General features: G+C 66.0%; 17 protein-coding genes. 11 read left to right on the plus strand and 6 right to left on the minus strand.

Going from position 1 to position 15,223, the window contains the following annotated elements:
- Positions 1-12: 12 nt before the first annotated feature.
- Entirely contained in the window at positions 13-552 is a 540-nt protein-coding gene (locus tag AU198_RS20000) for an Rv2253/PknI dimerization domain-containing protein (RefSeq protein WP_064350315.1), read from the minus strand.
- A 78-nt stretch (positions 553-630) separates the two neighbouring features.
- Between AU198_RS20000 and AU198_RS20005 the strand changes: the two genes are divergently transcribed.
- Complete coding sequence (locus AU198_RS20005; RefSeq protein ID WP_064350316.1) at positions 631-1,038, plus strand: hypothetical protein; 408 nt, start codon at positions 631-633, stop codon at positions 1,036-1,038.
- An 86-nt stretch (positions 1,039-1,124) separates the two neighbouring features.
- Here the strand turns inward: AU198_RS20005 and AU198_RS20010 are convergent, their stop codons facing one another.
- Complete coding sequence (locus tag AU198_RS20010) at positions 1,125-2,405, minus strand: cytochrome P450 (protein WP_064350317.1); 1,281 nt, start codon at positions 2,403-2,405, stop codon at positions 1,125-1,127.
- A gap of 182 nt (positions 2,406-2,587) precedes the next feature.
- On the opposite strand from AU198_RS20010, the gene AU198_RS20015 reads away from it, so the two are divergent.
- Positions 2,588-3,250, plus strand: coding sequence for a TetR/AcrR family transcriptional regulator (locus tag AU198_RS20015; protein WP_064350318.1), 663 nt, complete (start codon positions 2,588-2,590; stop codon positions 3,248-3,250).
- Here AU198_RS20015 and AU198_RS20020 read toward each other — a convergent pair.
- From AU198_RS20020 to AU198_RS20030, 3 genes are read right to left on the minus strand one after another with little or no spacing between them, the layout of a single operon-like run.
- Entirely contained in the window at positions 3,208-3,654 is a 447-nt protein-coding gene (locus AU198_RS20020) for an Rv2576c family protein (protein ID WP_064350319.1), read from the minus strand. The genes AU198_RS20015 and AU198_RS20020 overlap by 43 nt on opposite strands.
- Positions 3,655-3,706: 52 nt before the next feature.
- Entirely contained in the window at positions 3,707-4,852 is a 1,146-nt protein-coding gene (locus tag AU198_RS20025; RefSeq protein ID WP_064350320.1) for a thiolase family protein, read from the minus strand.
- Positions 4,853-4,868: 16 nt separating this feature from the next.
- Positions 4,869-5,291: a Zn-ribbon domain-containing OB-fold protein gene (locus AU198_RS20030; protein WP_064350321.1), complete on the minus strand. Its 423-nt coding sequence runs from the start codon at positions 5,289-5,291 to the stop codon at positions 4,869-4,871.
- Between the two features lie 84 nt (positions 5,292-5,375).
- Here AU198_RS20030 and AU198_RS20035 point away from each other — a divergent pair, with 84 nt between their 5' ends.
- From AU198_RS20035 to AU198_RS20050, 4 genes are read left to right on the plus strand one after another with little or no spacing between them, the layout of a single operon-like run.
- The gene (locus AU198_RS20035) at positions 5,376-5,795 is read left to right on the plus strand and encodes a nuclear transport factor 2 family protein (protein ID WP_064350322.1); all 420 of its coding nucleotides are present in this window, start codon (positions 5,376-5,378) and stop codon (positions 5,793-5,795) included.
- A complete protein-coding gene (locus tag AU198_RS20040; RefSeq protein WP_064350323.1) occupies positions 5,792-6,595 on the plus strand; it encodes an SDR family NAD(P)-dependent oxidoreductase in 804 nt (267 codons plus the stop codon). The genes AU198_RS20035 and AU198_RS20040 overlap by 4 nt, the downstream gene beginning before the upstream one ends.
- A 1-nt stretch (position 6,596) precedes the next feature.
- On the plus strand, positions 6,597-7,616 hold the full coding sequence (locus tag AU198_RS20045) for a zinc-binding dehydrogenase (protein WP_197416172.1): 1,020 nt from the start codon (positions 6,597-6,599) through the stop codon (positions 7,614-7,616).
- Positions 7,616-8,146, plus strand: coding sequence for a VOC family protein (locus AU198_RS20050; protein WP_064350324.1), 531 nt, complete (start codon positions 7,616-7,618; stop codon positions 8,144-8,146). Before AU198_RS20045 ends, AU198_RS20050 begins: the two co-directional genes overlap by 1 nt.
- Before the next feature lie 93 nt (positions 8,147-8,239).
- Here AU198_RS20050 and AU198_RS20055 read toward each other — a convergent pair whose 3' ends face one another.
- Positions 8,240-8,956, minus strand: coding sequence for an enoyl-CoA hydratase/isomerase family protein (locus AU198_RS20055; RefSeq protein WP_064350325.1), 717 nt, complete (start codon positions 8,954-8,956; stop codon positions 8,240-8,242).
- A gap of 90 nt (positions 8,957-9,046) precedes the next feature.
- Between AU198_RS20055 and AU198_RS20060 the strand changes: the two genes are divergently transcribed.
- The 5 genes from AU198_RS20060 to AU198_RS20080 all read left to right on the plus strand — a co-directional run bounded on the left by AU198_RS20060 (position 9,047) and on the right by AU198_RS20080 (position 15,214).
- A complete protein-coding gene (locus AU198_RS20060; protein ID WP_064350326.1) occupies positions 9,047-10,654 on the plus strand; it encodes an AMP-binding protein in 1,608 nt (535 codons plus the stop codon).
- A gap of 203 nt (positions 10,655-10,857) precedes the next feature.
- Positions 10,858-12,048: an amidohydrolase family protein gene (locus AU198_RS20065; RefSeq protein ID WP_064350327.1), complete on the plus strand. Its 1,191-nt coding sequence runs from the start codon at positions 10,858-10,860 to the stop codon at positions 12,046-12,048.
- Positions 12,045-13,508 carry a FadD3 family acyl-CoA ligase gene (locus tag AU198_RS20070; RefSeq protein WP_082691128.1) on the plus strand — a complete coding sequence of 488 codons (1,464 nt, stop codon included), beginning with the start codon at positions 12,045-12,047 and terminating at the stop codon, positions 13,506-13,508. Before AU198_RS20065 ends, AU198_RS20070 begins: the two co-directional genes overlap by 4 nt.
- 141 nt (positions 13,509-13,649) lie before the next feature.
- Positions 13,650-14,588, plus strand: a complete 939-nt coding sequence (locus AU198_RS20075) for an Rv1363c family protein (RefSeq protein WP_064350474.1) — start codon at positions 13,650-13,652, stop codon at positions 14,586-14,588.
- Positions 14,585-15,214 (plus strand): Rv1363c family protein, encoded by a 630-nt coding sequence (locus AU198_RS20080; protein WP_064350328.1) that lies wholly within the window; start codon positions 14,585-14,587, stop codon positions 15,212-15,214. Before AU198_RS20075 ends, AU198_RS20080 begins: the two co-directional genes overlap by 4 nt.
- Positions 15,215-15,223 lie beyond the last annotated feature (9 nt).

Below are 15,223 nucleotides of genomic sequence, written 5' to 3' on the forward strand. Positions count from 1 at the left end.
GTGCTCGGGTGGTCAGGACAGCTTCTGCATCTTCACCGGCATCTCAACGGAGGTGGTCTGATTCCTGCCACAAGCGCCGCTCGCGGTCTTGGTCATGTCGCGGCCGGCCAGAAAGGTGGTGTTCTTCGTGAGGCGTTCGTTCCGGGAGGGATCCATTCCCCACAACATGAACTTCTGGTGCCCGGGGGCGAATGTCCCATTGGGGCAGGGCATCCAGTTGGGGACGTCGCGATCGACGTACCAGAAGTCGTCGAGCCGAATGGGGGCGGTCCAGCCGCGGTCGCTGATCACCGTTCCGGTGCATTCGATCGGGCTCACGCAATCTGTGCTGACAGTCCAGGTTTGGACGACGGTCACATCGTCGCGGAAGACGTCGGCGCCACCGGCGCCATGCGGGCCGATACTCTTCTTCGCCCATTCGCCGTCGGACATCACCAGGTAGGTGCCATTCAGCGCGACACCAAAATCATCGGCATGTGCCGGTGTTGCGGTCCCCACGCTCGCCGCGAAAGCGATCGCCGCCACACCCGCGGCCCAATCAGCACTACGCATGCGGAAAGCCTATCGCGCATAGCAGCTCTGCTCTCCAATAGGGAGAATTTCGTTCCGCCGATATGTGAGAATGACTAAATGCGGTCCCCCGTCGCAGTGTTAGCTGCTCTGCTGTCGTTCGCGGCGCTCACAGCGGCCCCGCCGGTCGCCGCTCAGCCGCCGCTGCCACCGCTACCCCCGCCGGGCGCCGAGTGCAATCACCCCAACTGCACGCCAGGCATCAGGCCGGGCGTCATCCTCGGGTCGTACTGCAACAACACGACCTACTATGCCTTCGGCGTCACAGAATGGGGCCGATTGGTGTTCTGCGGTTCGCCGCGGCGGTACGAGCCGCGCTGGTTCCGGTCACCCGAAATGCACGGCGTGAAGAACGAATTCGACCTGTGCCCGCTGCACGTGGGCGAGGTGGCTCAAGCCCCGGACGGATTGTTCCTCACCTGCGTCGCCAAGGATGGCCGCTCATATTGGGAGCGCGGGGATCTGTAGGGACGGATCCCCGCCGAGACTGCACGCAGGTCGCCGAAACAGCGAATTATGGGCTTTCTCCGCAGTTTCGGCGACCGTGGTGACGCTCAGCCGATCGGCTTGAACTCGATGTTGATCTCGGTGAGCCCGCGCAGGATGAACGTCGGCTCGTAAACGTAGCGGCGGTCGTCGATCGGCCCGTGCTTCTCCTCGCTGACCGTGATGTCGCCCAACCGGTCGAGGAGCCGTTCGATCGAGACGCGGCCCTCCACACGGGCCAGCGGTGCGCCAGGGCAGGAATGGATTCCGCGGCTGAATGCGATGTGCTCGCGAACGTTCTTACGGTCCAACTGGAACTCGTGAGGGTCGTCGAAGCGATTCGGGTCGCGGTTGGCCGCACCAGGGCTGACCATGACGGTGGTGCCCGCCGGAACTGGGGTGTCGCCGAGTGTCGTTGTCTTACGGGCCATCCGGAACACGCTCTTCACCGGGCTGTCCATCCGCAGGCACTCCTCGATGAACACCGGGATCAGGCTGCGGTCATCGCGCAACTGCTGCTGGATGTCGGGCCGGTCGGACAGCACCCGCATCGCGGCGCCCAACAGCTTCGCGGTGGTCTCCTGGCCGGCGGCGAACAGGAAGGTCGCGGTACGCACCACATCGACCACTTCGGGTGTGGAGCCGTCCGGGTACTTGGCGGTGGCGATCGAAGTCAGCACGTCGTCGCGCGGGTTCTCGCGGCGTTCCTCGATATAGCGCGAGAACTTCTCGTCCGCCCACTCAAGAGGATTGGTGGCGATCACCTCGTGGTCGAGACCTCCGATGTTCGATCCGGGGCGCTGGGCGCCGAACGACTCGCGGAAGTCCTCGTGGTCCTCCTCGGGAACGCCGAGCAGATCGGCGACTACCAAGAGCGAGAACGGTTTCGCGTAGGCGGCGAGGAACTCGCACTTGCCGTCGGCGATGAACTCGTCGATGTGGCGGTCGGCCAACCGCCACATGAAGTCCTCGTTCTCCTTGAGGCGCTTGGGCGTCAGCAGCCGGGCCAGAATCGAACGCGCATCCGTGTGCTGCGGCGGATCCATCGTGACCATGTGCTCGAACATCGGAATCTCGGTGCGGTGCTTCTCGAGTTGTTCGCAGATGTCGTCACCCTCGGGCGTGAACGGCATCGGTGTGAACGGACCCATGACCGCTACACAGGACGAGAAATTCTCGCTGTCCTTGTAGACGGTATTGGCCGCCTCCCAACCCGTGACGGCGAGCACGCCGTTGTTGATCGGACAACAGACGGGATCCTTCGAGCGGATGTGGTCGTAGTACGGGTGCGGGTCGGGCACGAGGGAGGGATCGGTGAAGTAGTCAACCGAATCGAAATCTGTGGTCATGGTGTGGAAGCCCTCCAGGGGTCGACGCTGGCCCGCGTGATGGTGAGCGGACGCTGCCGCTCTTGAATCTGGCTGAATATGCTGAGCACTTGCTTAGCATGGGGTTAAGGTCGTGGTCAAGATCGAACGGCGGGGCGCCACTACGATCGGCGTGTCGGAAGGGCGGGAAGAGAAGTGATCGGATGACTGGCGGTTCTGGGCCGACGCGGCGTATCGGGGCGCCCGACGCGAAAAACCGCGGCGTACTGCTGGACGCCGCCGAGCAACTGTTGCTCGAGGAGGGTTACGCCGCGGTCACATCGCGACGCGTCGCCGACAAGGCGGGGCTGAAGCCGCAGCTCGTGCATTACTACTTCCGCACGATGGAGGACCTGTTCCTCGCCGTCTTCCGTCGGATGGCCGAGGCGGGCCTCGAGGCGCTGACGCACGCGCTCGCGTCGCCCCAGCCACTGTGGGCGTTATGGCGGTTCAGCACGCAGCCGGAGGCCACGCGGCTCACGATGGAATTCATGGGCCTGGCCAATCACCGCAAGGCGCTGCGGGTCGAGATCATCTACTACGCCGAACGGTTCCGTGAGGAGCAGAACAAGGCCATCACCGCCGTGCTCGCGCGCTACGGCGCTGCTGCGCAAGAGGTTCCACCGGTGGTGTGGACCGTATTCGCAACCGCCGTGTCCCAGGCATTGGTGGTCGAGCGGGCGCTCGGCATGACCACCGGGCATGCCGAGACATTCGCGTTCTGCGAGAACTGGATTCGCCGGCTGGAGGGCGATCCACTCGATCCGAGCAGTCCCAGCGGCGGTCACCAGCTCCGAATGGAGCAGAGCGCGCCCTTCGGGCCTTGATGCGTCTTCACGACCACTCCGTCGACCGCGAGGACGCAGTGGATATTCGGTTTCGCTTCGCCAGGTCCGCTGGTCGCCGTGACCATCGCCCATTCATCGGGGTTGGCGAGTTGCACGTCCAGGTTCCACTGCTGGTCCGGGCCGATCTGCGCCTCGACCTTCGGGCTGAACTGGTACGGGTTGTGGCTGTAGGCTGCCCAGTTCGGCGGATCGACGTCGCGGTAGTAGATGTCGACGAAGAACGGTTGCTCGGAGAACACCGAGTACTTGACGTTGTGCAGCACCGGCGGCGGTGGACCCTGCGCCACCGCGGGCGCACTCACCGACACCACACCACCGGCGGTCACCATGATTGCCGCGACGAGGGCCGGCAACGAGGTACGGGCCGAGCGACCGAAGATCATTTCCGGATCTTAAAACGATGTACGCGACCCAGGTCGCGAATCGGCAACCGCATCAGACCGACAGGATCGTCGCCGAGGCGGTGCCCGGAGCGCCGTACACCTGAGCCAGGCCCACTTTCGGCTCACCGGGGACCTGACGGTCACCGGCCTCGCCGCGCAACTGCCGCACCAGTTCGTGCACCTGCCGCAACCCGGAGGCCCCGATCGGCTCACCGTTGGCGATGAGCCCGCCGTCGGTGTTGATCGGCATCGAACCGTGGATCTCGGTGGCGCCGTCGGCGAGCAGTTTCTCCTGCTCGCCGTCGGCGCACAGGCCGGTCTCGGCCATGTGGATGACCTCGGCGCCGGCGTCGGTGTCCTGAAGCTGCGCGACGTCGACGTCCTCCGGTCCCAGGCCCGCCGCCTCATACGCCGCCTTGGCGGCATACACGGTCGGGGAGGCATCCTCGTCGAGCGGCGCCGACGTCGCGTGGACTTCGTAGGCACCGAAGCGACGGGTGCGAATCTCGGTGGCGCGCACGTAGACCGGCTTCTTGGTGAAGCGGTGCGCGATGTCGCCGCGGCACATGATGACCGCCGCGGCGCCCTCGTCGGGCGCACAGAACATGTATTGCGTCAGCGGATAGTTCAGCACCGTCGAGTTGAGGATCTCCTCCTCGGGGATCGCCTTGCGTCGGAACGCGTTCGGGTTCAGCGCGCCGTTGCGGAAGTTCTTGGCCGCCACCTTGGCCAGGGTGGCCTGTGAGATGCCGTGCTTGTGGATGTAGTGGTTGGCCTTCATCCCGAAGAACTTGGTGGTGACGAACTGACCGTTCTCGGCATACCACTGCGGCAGCGCGAGTTTCGCGGGATCGTCGGTGAACGCACCGCGCGGGTGCTTGTCCAGACCGATTGCGATCCCGATGTCGTACTTACCGAGGCGGATGGTGTCCGCGGTCTGCTGGATCGCACTGGCGGCGGTGGCGCACGCGTTGAAGACGTTGGTGAACGTGATGCCCGTCAGCCCGACGAGCCGGGTCACCGCGTCGGGGTTGGACACCTCGTAACTGCCGCCGAATCCGAACTGGATGTCCTTCCATTCCACGCCGGCGTCGGTGAGTGCGGACTGGATCGCCTCGGCGCCCATCTCCATCGCGGTCTTCGGGAATCGGCCGAACGGGTGCAGTCCCACGCCGATGATCGCCACGTCGTTTGTCATTCCGGTGCTCCTGTGTCTAGACGGGCTTGAAGGCGAAGGTGACGACCTCGTTGCCGTCGTCGTCGGTGGTGAACGGCACCATCGTCAGCTCGACCTCCATGCCGAACTCGAGCTTGTCGGGGTCGTTCTCGGTGAGGCGGCCCTCGACGCGGATGACGTCCTCGAGCTGGACCAACCCGACGCCGAACGGCACGAAGTCGTTGCCCGTGGGGCCCTTGTACGGCGCGCCGGGCGGGAACCCCTGCGTCGTCCACGCGACGAGGGTGCCGCGCCGCGGCAGCTTGAGCTCGGACATGTCGCCGGCGCTGCACCTGGGGCAGCGCTGCTGAACCGGGAAGGCGGTGGCGCCGCACGCGCCACACCGGCTTCCGATCAGCTGCGGGTTGTCATCGGGCCAGGTCGAGATTTCGGGCGCGAGCGCCACTTGCTGTGTCGGCACGCGCCGACGATAACTGGAAATGACGTTCTCGTCTAGAGAGAACCGGGGTCGTCAAGCGCTCAACTCGCTGCTAGCCTCCCCGATGTGGACGCCGACAAAGCGCAGATCGCCGAGGTTCTGATTCGTTACGCCACCGGGATCGACTTCAAAGACTGGAAGCTGTTCCGGACGTGCTGGGCCGATGAGGTCGACATCGATTACGGCGATCTGGGGAGTTTCACCGACGCCGACGCCTTCACCACGCTGATGGAGCAGATCCACGGCGGCATGGGGCAGACGTATCACCGCATCTCCAACATCGTCGTCGACGTCAAGGCCGACCGGGCCACGGCGCGGTCCTATGTGCACGCCGTGCTCAAGGCCGTGCCCGATGACGACGGGAGCTGGATCGACGCGCTCGGTCACTACGACGACGAGCTCGTTCAGACTCCGGACGGTTGGCGGATCGTGAAGCGGACCACCAACATCGCGCGAGTGATGAGCGCGGCCGGCGTGGCGCAGTGAGCACCGAGTTCGCCGCGCGGTACGGGCCGTGGGCCGTGATCGCGGGGGCGTCGGAGGGCATCGGCGCCGAGACGGCCGACCAATTGGCCTCGCTCGGGCTCAATCTCGTCGTGATCGCGCGCAACGGGGCCCTGCTCGACCAGGTCGCCGCGGCGACGCGTGATCGGCACGGCGTCCAGGTGCATGTTCTCGCGCAGGATCTGACCGCCCCCGACATGGTCGCCAAGGTCGCCACCGCGACCGCGGGCCTCGAGGTGGGGCTGGTCGTCTACAACGCCGGCGCCTCCGATCGCACGACGACATTCCTGGAGAACGACTTCGACTACTCGCTCAAGCAGGTCGCGCTCGACTGCGTCGGGCCGATGGCGCTGGCCCGCCACTTCGGACCCGCCATGGTCGAACGCGGTCGCGGCGGCATCGTGATCGTCGCCTCACTGGCCTGCCTGGCCGGATCGGCGACGCTGGCCGTCTACTCCGCGGTGAAGGCGTTCCAACACACCTTCGCCGAGGGGCTGTGGGCGGAGCTGCGGCCGCACGGCGTGGACGTCTGCTGCACGCCGCTCGGCATGACCTACACCCCGGCGCTGGCCCGGATGGGTGTCGAGTACGACCCGCAGACGCAGATGCGCTCGGAGGACGTCGCCGCCGAGATCATCGCGAACATCGGCAACGGGCCCACGTACGTCGTCGGCGAGAACAACCGCGCCATGGCATCGCAGGTGTGGACGGTCGACCGGCGCACTCTGGTCGAGATGATCAGCGCGGCCTCAACCGATTTCGCCGCCAAGAGAAAGGGCTGAGATGCGAGCGGTGGTGTTGCGCGGCGGGAAGCTCGACGTCCGCGAGACGGCCGATCCCGAACCCGGGCCCGGGGAGCTGCTGATCAAGCCGCTGGCGGCGGCGATCTGCGCCTCGGACGTGCACTACATGGACCATCCGAATTCGTCGCCGCGGTTCCTATGGGATGCGGACCGCGACACCGTGATGGGCCACGAGTTCGTCGGCGAGGTGGTGGGCCACGGACCCGACTGCTCGGGTGACTTCCCGGTCGGAACACGGGTCACCAGCATGCCGATCCTGATCCGCGCGGGTCAGGAGCCACTGGTGATCGGACATCATCCCGACGCCCACGGCGCGTTCGGAGAGCTGATGGTGGTGTCGGAGATGATGTCGCGGCGCGTGCCCGACGCGGTGCCGAACGACACTGTCGCGCTGGTGGACGCGTTCGCCGTGGGGGAGTACTACGTGCGGTGTTCGGGTGTGGGGCCGGGCGACCTTCCGCTGGTCATCGGCGCGGGCGCCATCGGGCTGTCCACCGTCGCCGCGCTCAAGGCGCGCGGCCTCGCCCCGATCGTGGTGTCGGACTACAGCGACGACCGTCTGCGCTACGCCGCCGAGTTCGGCGCCGACGTCCTCGTCAACCCCGCAGAGCGCGATCCCTATGAGGTCTGGCGGGAAACGTTTCGCGCCAACGGATTCCAGACCACGCAGGTGATCTTCGAGTGCGTGGGCGCCAACGGCCTGATGCAGACCATTGTCGACAACTGCGAATTCCTGGCGCGAGTGCATGCCGCGGGCGGCTGGTACGACGCTGGCACCATCGACTGCACCGCTGCCACGCACAAGGGCATGACGATCCAGTTCGGCGGGGGACCCCACCCGCAGGACTGGTACGGCACGCTCGACGCGGTCGTCGACGGCCGCCTCGATCCGTCGCCGAGCATCGGGGCGACGATCGGCCTCGACGGCGTGCCCGAGGCCCTCGATCAGGTCCGCAAAGGGCTTGGGCCGCCGCGCATTGTGGTTCATCCGGAGGTGTGATGAGGATCCTTCCCGGGCCGATCCGTCAGATCGGTTATGTCGTCACCGATATCGACCGGGCCATCGCGAGTTGGCTCGAGCTCGGGGTCGGGCCCTGGTTCGTCATGCGGGATCTCACGCTCTCCGCGCAGTATCGCGGTGAGCCGTGCGAGATCACCCAGTCGCTGGCGCTGAGCAATAGCGGTGACATGCAGGTGGAGCTGATCCAGCAACAGAGTGCGGCCCCGAGCGTCTTCACCGAGTTTCTCGACGCCCACGGCGAGGGCTTCCACCAGTTCGCCTACTGGGCAAGCGATTTCGATGCCACCATGCGGTCCGTCGCTGAGGCGGGGTGGCCGGTCGTGTGGTCGGGCGGGGAGGACGTCGGCACCCGCTTCGCCTACGTCGAACCACCAGCCGGTCCCGCCCTTGTCGCACAGATCATCGAGATCATGGAACTGACCGAAATCACCAGCGGTATGGCGGCCTTCGTCCGCGACGCCGCCGCGAATTGGGACGGCAGCGACCCGATCCGCGTTCTGGGCGGGTAGTCGCGGCGCGCGAGCGTCCGCTGTGTGCCGACAAACCGCGGCGTGTCGCGTGCAAACGCGGGCGCTCGCGGCGGGGTGGGGTGGGGCGCCGGATCACTTGGCGCGGTTCATCGCCTTGTCGGCGGCTGCCCAGTGCTCGTCGGACACCCACAGCCGCGCGAACGCGTCGACGGCCTCGTCGGTCGAGGCGCCCTTCATCACCCGCTTGATCTCGCCGGCCGCCCGGTGGGCGAGCTTGCGGGCGATCGCGCGCCAGTCGTCGTCGAACGACTCCCGCGCCAGCACCTGATCGACCAGACCGACGCGCTGGGCCTCCTCGGCTGTGAGGATGGTGCCGGTGCCGGCCAGCAGCAGTGCCTTGCTGTATCCGACGATGTCGACCAACCGCTCGGCGCCGCCCCAGGCGGGCATGATCTCGAGCGCCACCTGGTTGAAGCCGATCTTGATATCCGAGGCGGCCAGCCGGATGTCGGCCGCGGTCGCGAACTCCGCGCCGCCGCCGAGCGCGTGACCGTTGAGCACCGCGATGGTGACGCCGGGAAACGTGGCGATGCGATCGCACACCGCGCGCATCTGCCTGGCCATGGCGGCCGCGTCAGCCTCGGTGCGCAATGCGGCGAGCTGTTTGAGGTCACCGCCCGATACGAACGCCCGGTCGCCCGCACCCCTGATCACCAGCGCGGTCGCACCCTGCGCTTCGTCGAGCGCGGCGTCGAGTTGCTCCATGGTCTCGGGCGCGATCGCGTTGCGTGCTTCCGGTCGGTCGATGGTGATGACCGCCAAGCCGTCGTCGAACTCGAGGTCCACCATCAGACGTTCTCCATTTGCGATATTGGCATTCTCGGTTTCAGAGAATAGCATCGCCTCGAGTCGGAGCAGCCGCCTGAGTGTGGGGAGTCCATGCGCAACATCCCGGTCGAGCTGACCAAACGCTACGAGGAGAAAGGCTGGTGGACCCGGGACACGCTCGGTGAACTGTTGGCCCGCCACCTGGCCGCCAATCCGGACACCGGGTTTTGGGTGCACTCCGATGTGCGTCCGTTCGCGGGCACCTTCGCCGACGTCGAACTGCAGGCCCGTCGCCTGGCGGCCGGCCTGCACAAACGCGGGGTCGGTCCCGGAGACGTGGTCGCGCTCCAGCTGCCGAACTGGATGGAGGCCGCCGTCGCGTTCTGGGCATCCACCTTCCTGGGTGCGGTCGTGGTGCCGATCGTGCACTTCTACGGTCGCAAGGAACTCGCCCACATCCTGCCCACCGCGCGGCCGAAGGTCTTCATCACCACGCGCGAATTCGGCCGGATGAAATTTCAGCCCGACCTGGCCGCCGAGGTCCCGATCGTGGCGCTGGTGGGGGCCGACGAGCGCTTGCGCGAGGAGCATGTCCACAGCTTCGACGACCTTCTCGACGACGACCCGATGACGGGCACATTGGCCACCGATCCGGCGGGTCCGGCGCTGATCGCGTTCACCTCGGGTACTACGAGCAAGCCGAAAGGCGTTGTGCACAGCCATCAGACGCTGGGTTTCGAAACCCGCCAGCTGCTGGAGAACTATCCCAAGGACCGCGGGAGACAGCTCACGGCGACGCCGATCGGTCACTTCATCGGAATGCTGGGTGCGTTCCTCATCCCGGTGCTCGAGGGCGCCCCGATCGATTTGTGCGACGTATGGGATCCCGGCAAGGTGCTCAAACTCATGGAGACGCAAGGTTTGTCGATCGGCGGTGGGCCGCCGTACTTCGTCACCAGCCTGCTCGACCATCCGGACTGCACCGACGCGCACCGTTCTCGGTTCACCACCGTCGGCCTCGGGGGGTCCACGGTCCCCGCTGCGGTGACGCGCCGACTGGCCGACATGGGGTTCTTCGTCTTCCGTTCCTACGGCAGCACCGAGCACCCGTCCATCACCGGCTCGCGGCCGACCGCGCCCGAGGACAAACGGCTCTACACCGACGGCGACCCGCGTCCCGGCGTGGAGATCAAACTCACCGAGGACGGCGAAATCCTCTCGCGCGGACCGGATCTGTGTCTGGGCTACACCGACGACGAGATGACCGAGCGGGCGTTCGACGACGAGGGTTGGTATCACACCGGCGACGTCGGAGTGCTCGACGAGGACGGCTATCTGACCATCACGGACCGCAAGGCCGACGTGATCATCCGTGGGGGAGAGAACATCTCCGCACTCGAGGTTGAGGAGGTGCTGCTCGGTATGCCCGGTGTGGCCGAAGCCGTCGTGGTCGCCGCGCCCGACAACCGGCTCGGTGAGCGTACCGCCGCGGTGCTTCGCATCCGGTCGGGCGGCAGCATGCCGACGCTCGAGGAGGTGCGCACCCACTTCAAGCGCGCGGGTGTCGCGATCCAGAAGTGGCCCGAGGAACTGCACGAGGTGCCCGAGGGCGAGGACTATCCGCGCACCGCGAGCGGCAAGGTCCAGAAGTTCGTCCTGCGGGAGCAGGTGCGAGCCAGCAGCGCCGCGACTCTCGCGAGGCGTACAACAGGGTCGTGATCCTTGCCGATCCACAGCCCTGGTGTAACTCTCGCGAGGCGTACAACAGGGTCGTGATCCGGGCCGATCTACCGCCCTGGTGTAACTCTCGCGAACGAATTCGGGACTCTCGCGAACGAATTGGGACCCGATCAGACCGTCAGCACGTTGCGCACCCGACACCAATGAGAATAGGATTCTCCAGAGAAGAAAAGGAGTGTTCCATGGGACAACTTTCACACCGGGTCGACATCCCGTTTCCGCTGTTCGATGCGGACAACCATCTCTACGAGCCGCCCGAGGCGATGACGAAGTACCTGCCCAAGGAGTACAAGGACATCGTCCAGTACGTCGAGGTCAACGGGCGCACCAAGATCGCCATCAAGGGCCAGATCAGCAACTACATCCCGAACCCGACGTTCTCCGTGGTGGCCAAGCCGGGCGCCTGGGAGGAGTACTTCAAGTTCGGCAACCCGGACGGTAAGAGCAAGCGCGAACTGTTCGGTGAGCCGATGCGCTCGATCCCGGCGTTCTTCGAGCCCGCACCGCGGCTGGAGCTGATGGACGAGCTGGGCGTTGACCGGTCGCTGATGTTCCCGACGCTGGCCAGCCTCATCGAGGAGCGGCTGCGCGACGATCCGGTCGCCATCCACGTGATCATCCACTCGCTGAACCAGTGGCTGGACGAGGTGTGGGGCTTCAACTATCAGAACCGCATCTTCACTACGCCGGTGATCACGCTGCCGATCGTCGAGAAGGCGATCGAGGAACTGGAGTGGGCGGTCGCCCGCGGCGCCCGCGCCATCCTGATCCGCCCGGCGCCGGTGCCCGGCTTCCGTGGTCCCCGCTCGTTCGCATTGCCCGAGTTCGACCCGTTCTGGGAGCGGGTTGTCCACCACGACATCTTCGTCGGGATGCACTCGTCTGACAGCGGTTATTCCCGCTACACCTCGGAGTGGGACGGCGCCGCGCAGGAGATGCTGCCGTTCCAGACCAACGCGATGTCGATCCTCAACGAGTGGCGCCCGATTCAGGACGCGGTGGCCTCGTGGGTGATTCACGGTGCGCTGTTCCGGCATCCGAAGCTCAAGGTCGGCATCGTCGAGGCCGGTTCGAAGTGGATGTTCCCGCTGCTGGATTCGATGGCCGAGGTGTACAAGAAGGCGCCGGAGGCGTTCCTGGGCAATCCGATCGAGGAGATCAAGAACCGCATCTACGTCAGCCCGTTCTACGAGGAGGGCATCGACGACCTGATCAACCTGATCGGCGTGGACCAGGTGCTCTACGGTTCCGACTGGCCGCACCCGGAGGGCCTGGCCGAACCGACGCACTACGTCACCGCGCTCGAACACCTCTCGGTCGAGGATCAGGCGAAGATCATGGGCGGCAACCTGGGTCGCCTCGTCACCGTGTGACGTCAGAACCCTGGGAGACCATCCCCGCGATGGTCTTGAGCGCAGCGGACCGCTTCGGCGACGCGGAAGCGGTCGTCGACGGTCCGTTGCGCTTGTCCTTCTCCGAGTTGGTGCACCGGATCCGTTGTGCGGCGGGCGCTTTCGCGGACCTCGGGATCGCCAAAGGCGATCGACTGGCGATCTGGGCGCCGAACTCCGCCGACTGGATCGTCGCGGCGTTCGGTCTGCTGGTCGCCGGCGGGGTGCTCGTCCCGGTCAACACCCGGTTCAAGCCGGAGGAGGCGGCCGATGTGATCGGCCGCAGCGGCGCCAAGGCCGTGCTGGTGCAGAAGGACTTCCTCGGCCTGGACTATTCGGTGAGCACGGATGTGCCGGTGATCGACCTGGGGTCGGGCTTCCTGTCGGCCGGCCAGCCGTTCGATCGCGTCGGCGACCTCGCGGGTACCGACATCGCGGACGTCATCTTCACCTCGGGCACCACGGGCCGGCCCAAGGGCGCGATGATGAATCACCTCCAGACGCTGCGCGCGTACGAGGAGTGGGCGACGCTCGCCGATCTGCGCCAGGGCGATCGCTACCTGATGATCAACCCGTATTTCCACACATTCGGGCTCAAGGCCGGACTCATCGCCTCGTTCTTACGAGGCGCCACGATGCTGCCGGTGTCCGCGTTCGACGTCGACCGGGTGGTTGAGCTGATCGAGCGCGAGTGCATCACGATGCTCCCCGGCCCGCCGACGCTGTATCACTCCTTGCTGACCGTGGCCGACAAGGGACGGCTCGCATTTCTGCGGGCGGGCGTGACCGGCGCGGCCGACATCCCGGTGGAGCTGATCCGCCGGATCCGTGACGAGTTGCCGTTCGAAAGCCTGATGACCGGCTACGGGCTCACCGAAGCCGGCAATGTGACGTTGTCACGCCCGGGAGACACCCCCGAGGACGTCGCGACGACTGCGGGCCTGCCGTGCGAGGACGTCGAGGTCCGCATCGCCGACGACGGCGAGGTGTTGGTGCGCGGCTACAACGTGATGCAGGGTTATCTCGACGACCCCGCTGCGACCGCCGAAGCGATCGATTCCGATGGCTTCCTGCACACCGGAGATCTCGGTGAGTTCACCGAGTCGGGCCGGCTGCGTATCGTCGGGCGCAAGAAGGACATGTTCATCGTCGGCGGATTCAACGCCTATCCCGCCGAGATCGAAGGCTTTCTCCTCGAGCACCCCGCGGTGGCTCAGGCCGCGGTCATCGGGGTTCCGGACGACAGGTTGGGGCAGGTGGGGAAGGCGTTCGTCGTCCTCAGCGCGGGTCACGATGACGTCACAGGTGAGGACCTCATTTCGTGGAGCCGGGAACGAATGGCGGGTTTCAAGGTGCCTCGCTCTGTAGAGTTCCTCGACAGCCTGCCGTTGAACGCCACCGGCAAGGTGATGAAGGACCGCCTTCTGGACAGTCGCCGCTGAGCGTATGCGTAGCGCGTAAATAGCATTTCCGCAGGAAGACGGTTGTTTGCCGGGCGGTGCCTCCGCAGGTATCGTCGCGGCGATACTCAAAAATCGATAATGGCATTCTCACAAGTGGTGAAGCAGACAAGGAGGGCGCTTGTGCCGTCATTCAGGCGCCGCGAGTCGGTGATCGACGGGGATCGCGTCGAGAAACCGCCGCAGGATGACCCTGAGCAGCGGTCGGCGGACTCGGACGAGGCCCTTCGCCTCGCCGAGGAGGCGGAGGCCGAAGCGGCGGAGGCGGAGGCCGAAGCGGCGGAGGCGGAGGCGATGGCCGCCGCCGCGCGTGCTCGCGCCAAGGCCATCCGGTTGCGCATGCAGGCCGCTGAGGGCAAGGGCTCCGGAGAGGCCAAAGCAGAGGTTGTCGAGCCGGCCGAGGAAACCGCACCCGAGTCGAAATCCCCGGACGTCGAGACGGGCACCGAACCCGAGCCGGTGGCGGGCGACACCGATGCGGCAGATGCCGATGCGGCCGGCGAGGATGCGGTCGATGACGAAGTCGTCGCCACCACGCAGGCGGAGACGTCGAAGCGCCGTCGCCCACGGTTGCCGCGGATTCGATGGAGGATCGTCGCGGCGGTCGCGGCCGTCGTGCTGATCTTGGGGTTCGCCGCTGCGAGCGGTTACATGGTGTGGCAGCACCGGCAGGCGCAGGAGGAGCAGCAGCGCACCGCCGAATTCACCGCGGCTGCTCGGCAGAGCGTCGTGACCCTGATGTCGTTGGACTTCAACAGGGCCCAGGAAGACGTGCAGCGCATCATCGACAACTCGACGGGTCAGTTCAGGGATGACTTCGAGGCCCAGGCCGAGGACTTCACCCAGGTCGCCAAGGATTCCAAGGTGGTCACCGAGGTCACCGTGAACACCGCCGCGCTGACGTCGATGACCGACACCAACGCCACGGCGCTGGTGTCGGCCACCTCCCGGGTCACCAATACCGCAGGCGCCAATCAGGAGCCTCGCTCGTGGCGCCTGAAGGTGGATCTTGTTCGCGAGGGTGACCAGATCAAGATGTCGAAAGTCGAGTTCGTACCGTGAGCGCCGAAACCAAACCCGACGAGGCCGACGTGAACACCGCGGCCTCCGACGAACCGGAATCGACAGCCGTCGAACCGGAGTCGACGGCGGCCGAGGAGACGCAAGCGGTCGAGACGAGCCGCCCGAAACCCCTGAGTGGTCTGCGGAGGCATCTCGGTGCGATCCTGCTGACACTGCTGTTGGTGGTTTCGGCAAGTGTGGCCGCATGGCTCTACTTCTTCCAGTTCCGAGCCGATCAGCAGACCGATCCCGACGCCCAAAGGGTCGCCCTGGAAGCGGCGAAGTCGGGCACGGTGGCGCTGCTGTCGTATGCCCCGGACTCGATGGAGCAGGACTTCACGAACGCGAAGTCGCACCTCACGGGAGACTTCCTGAACTACTACACGCAGTTCACCGAGCAGATCGTGACCCCGGCGGTCAAAGAGAAGCAGGTCAAAACCAGCGCTGCTGTTGTGGAAGCCGGCGTGGCCGAGATGCATCCCGACACCGCGGTGGTGTTGGTCTTCGTCAATCAGACGACGGTCAGCAAGGAGAACCCGGACGGCGCCTTCGCCGCAAGCGCGGTCAAGGTCGGCCTGACGAAGTCCGACGGCCGCTGGCTGATCAACAAGTTCGACCCCGTGTAGCGTCGCCGC

It is taken from the genome of Mycobacterium sp. GA-1199, from assembly GCF_001500045.1.
Classification (GTDB): Bacteria; Actinomycetota; Actinomycetes; order Mycobacteriales; family Mycobacteriaceae; genus Mycobacterium.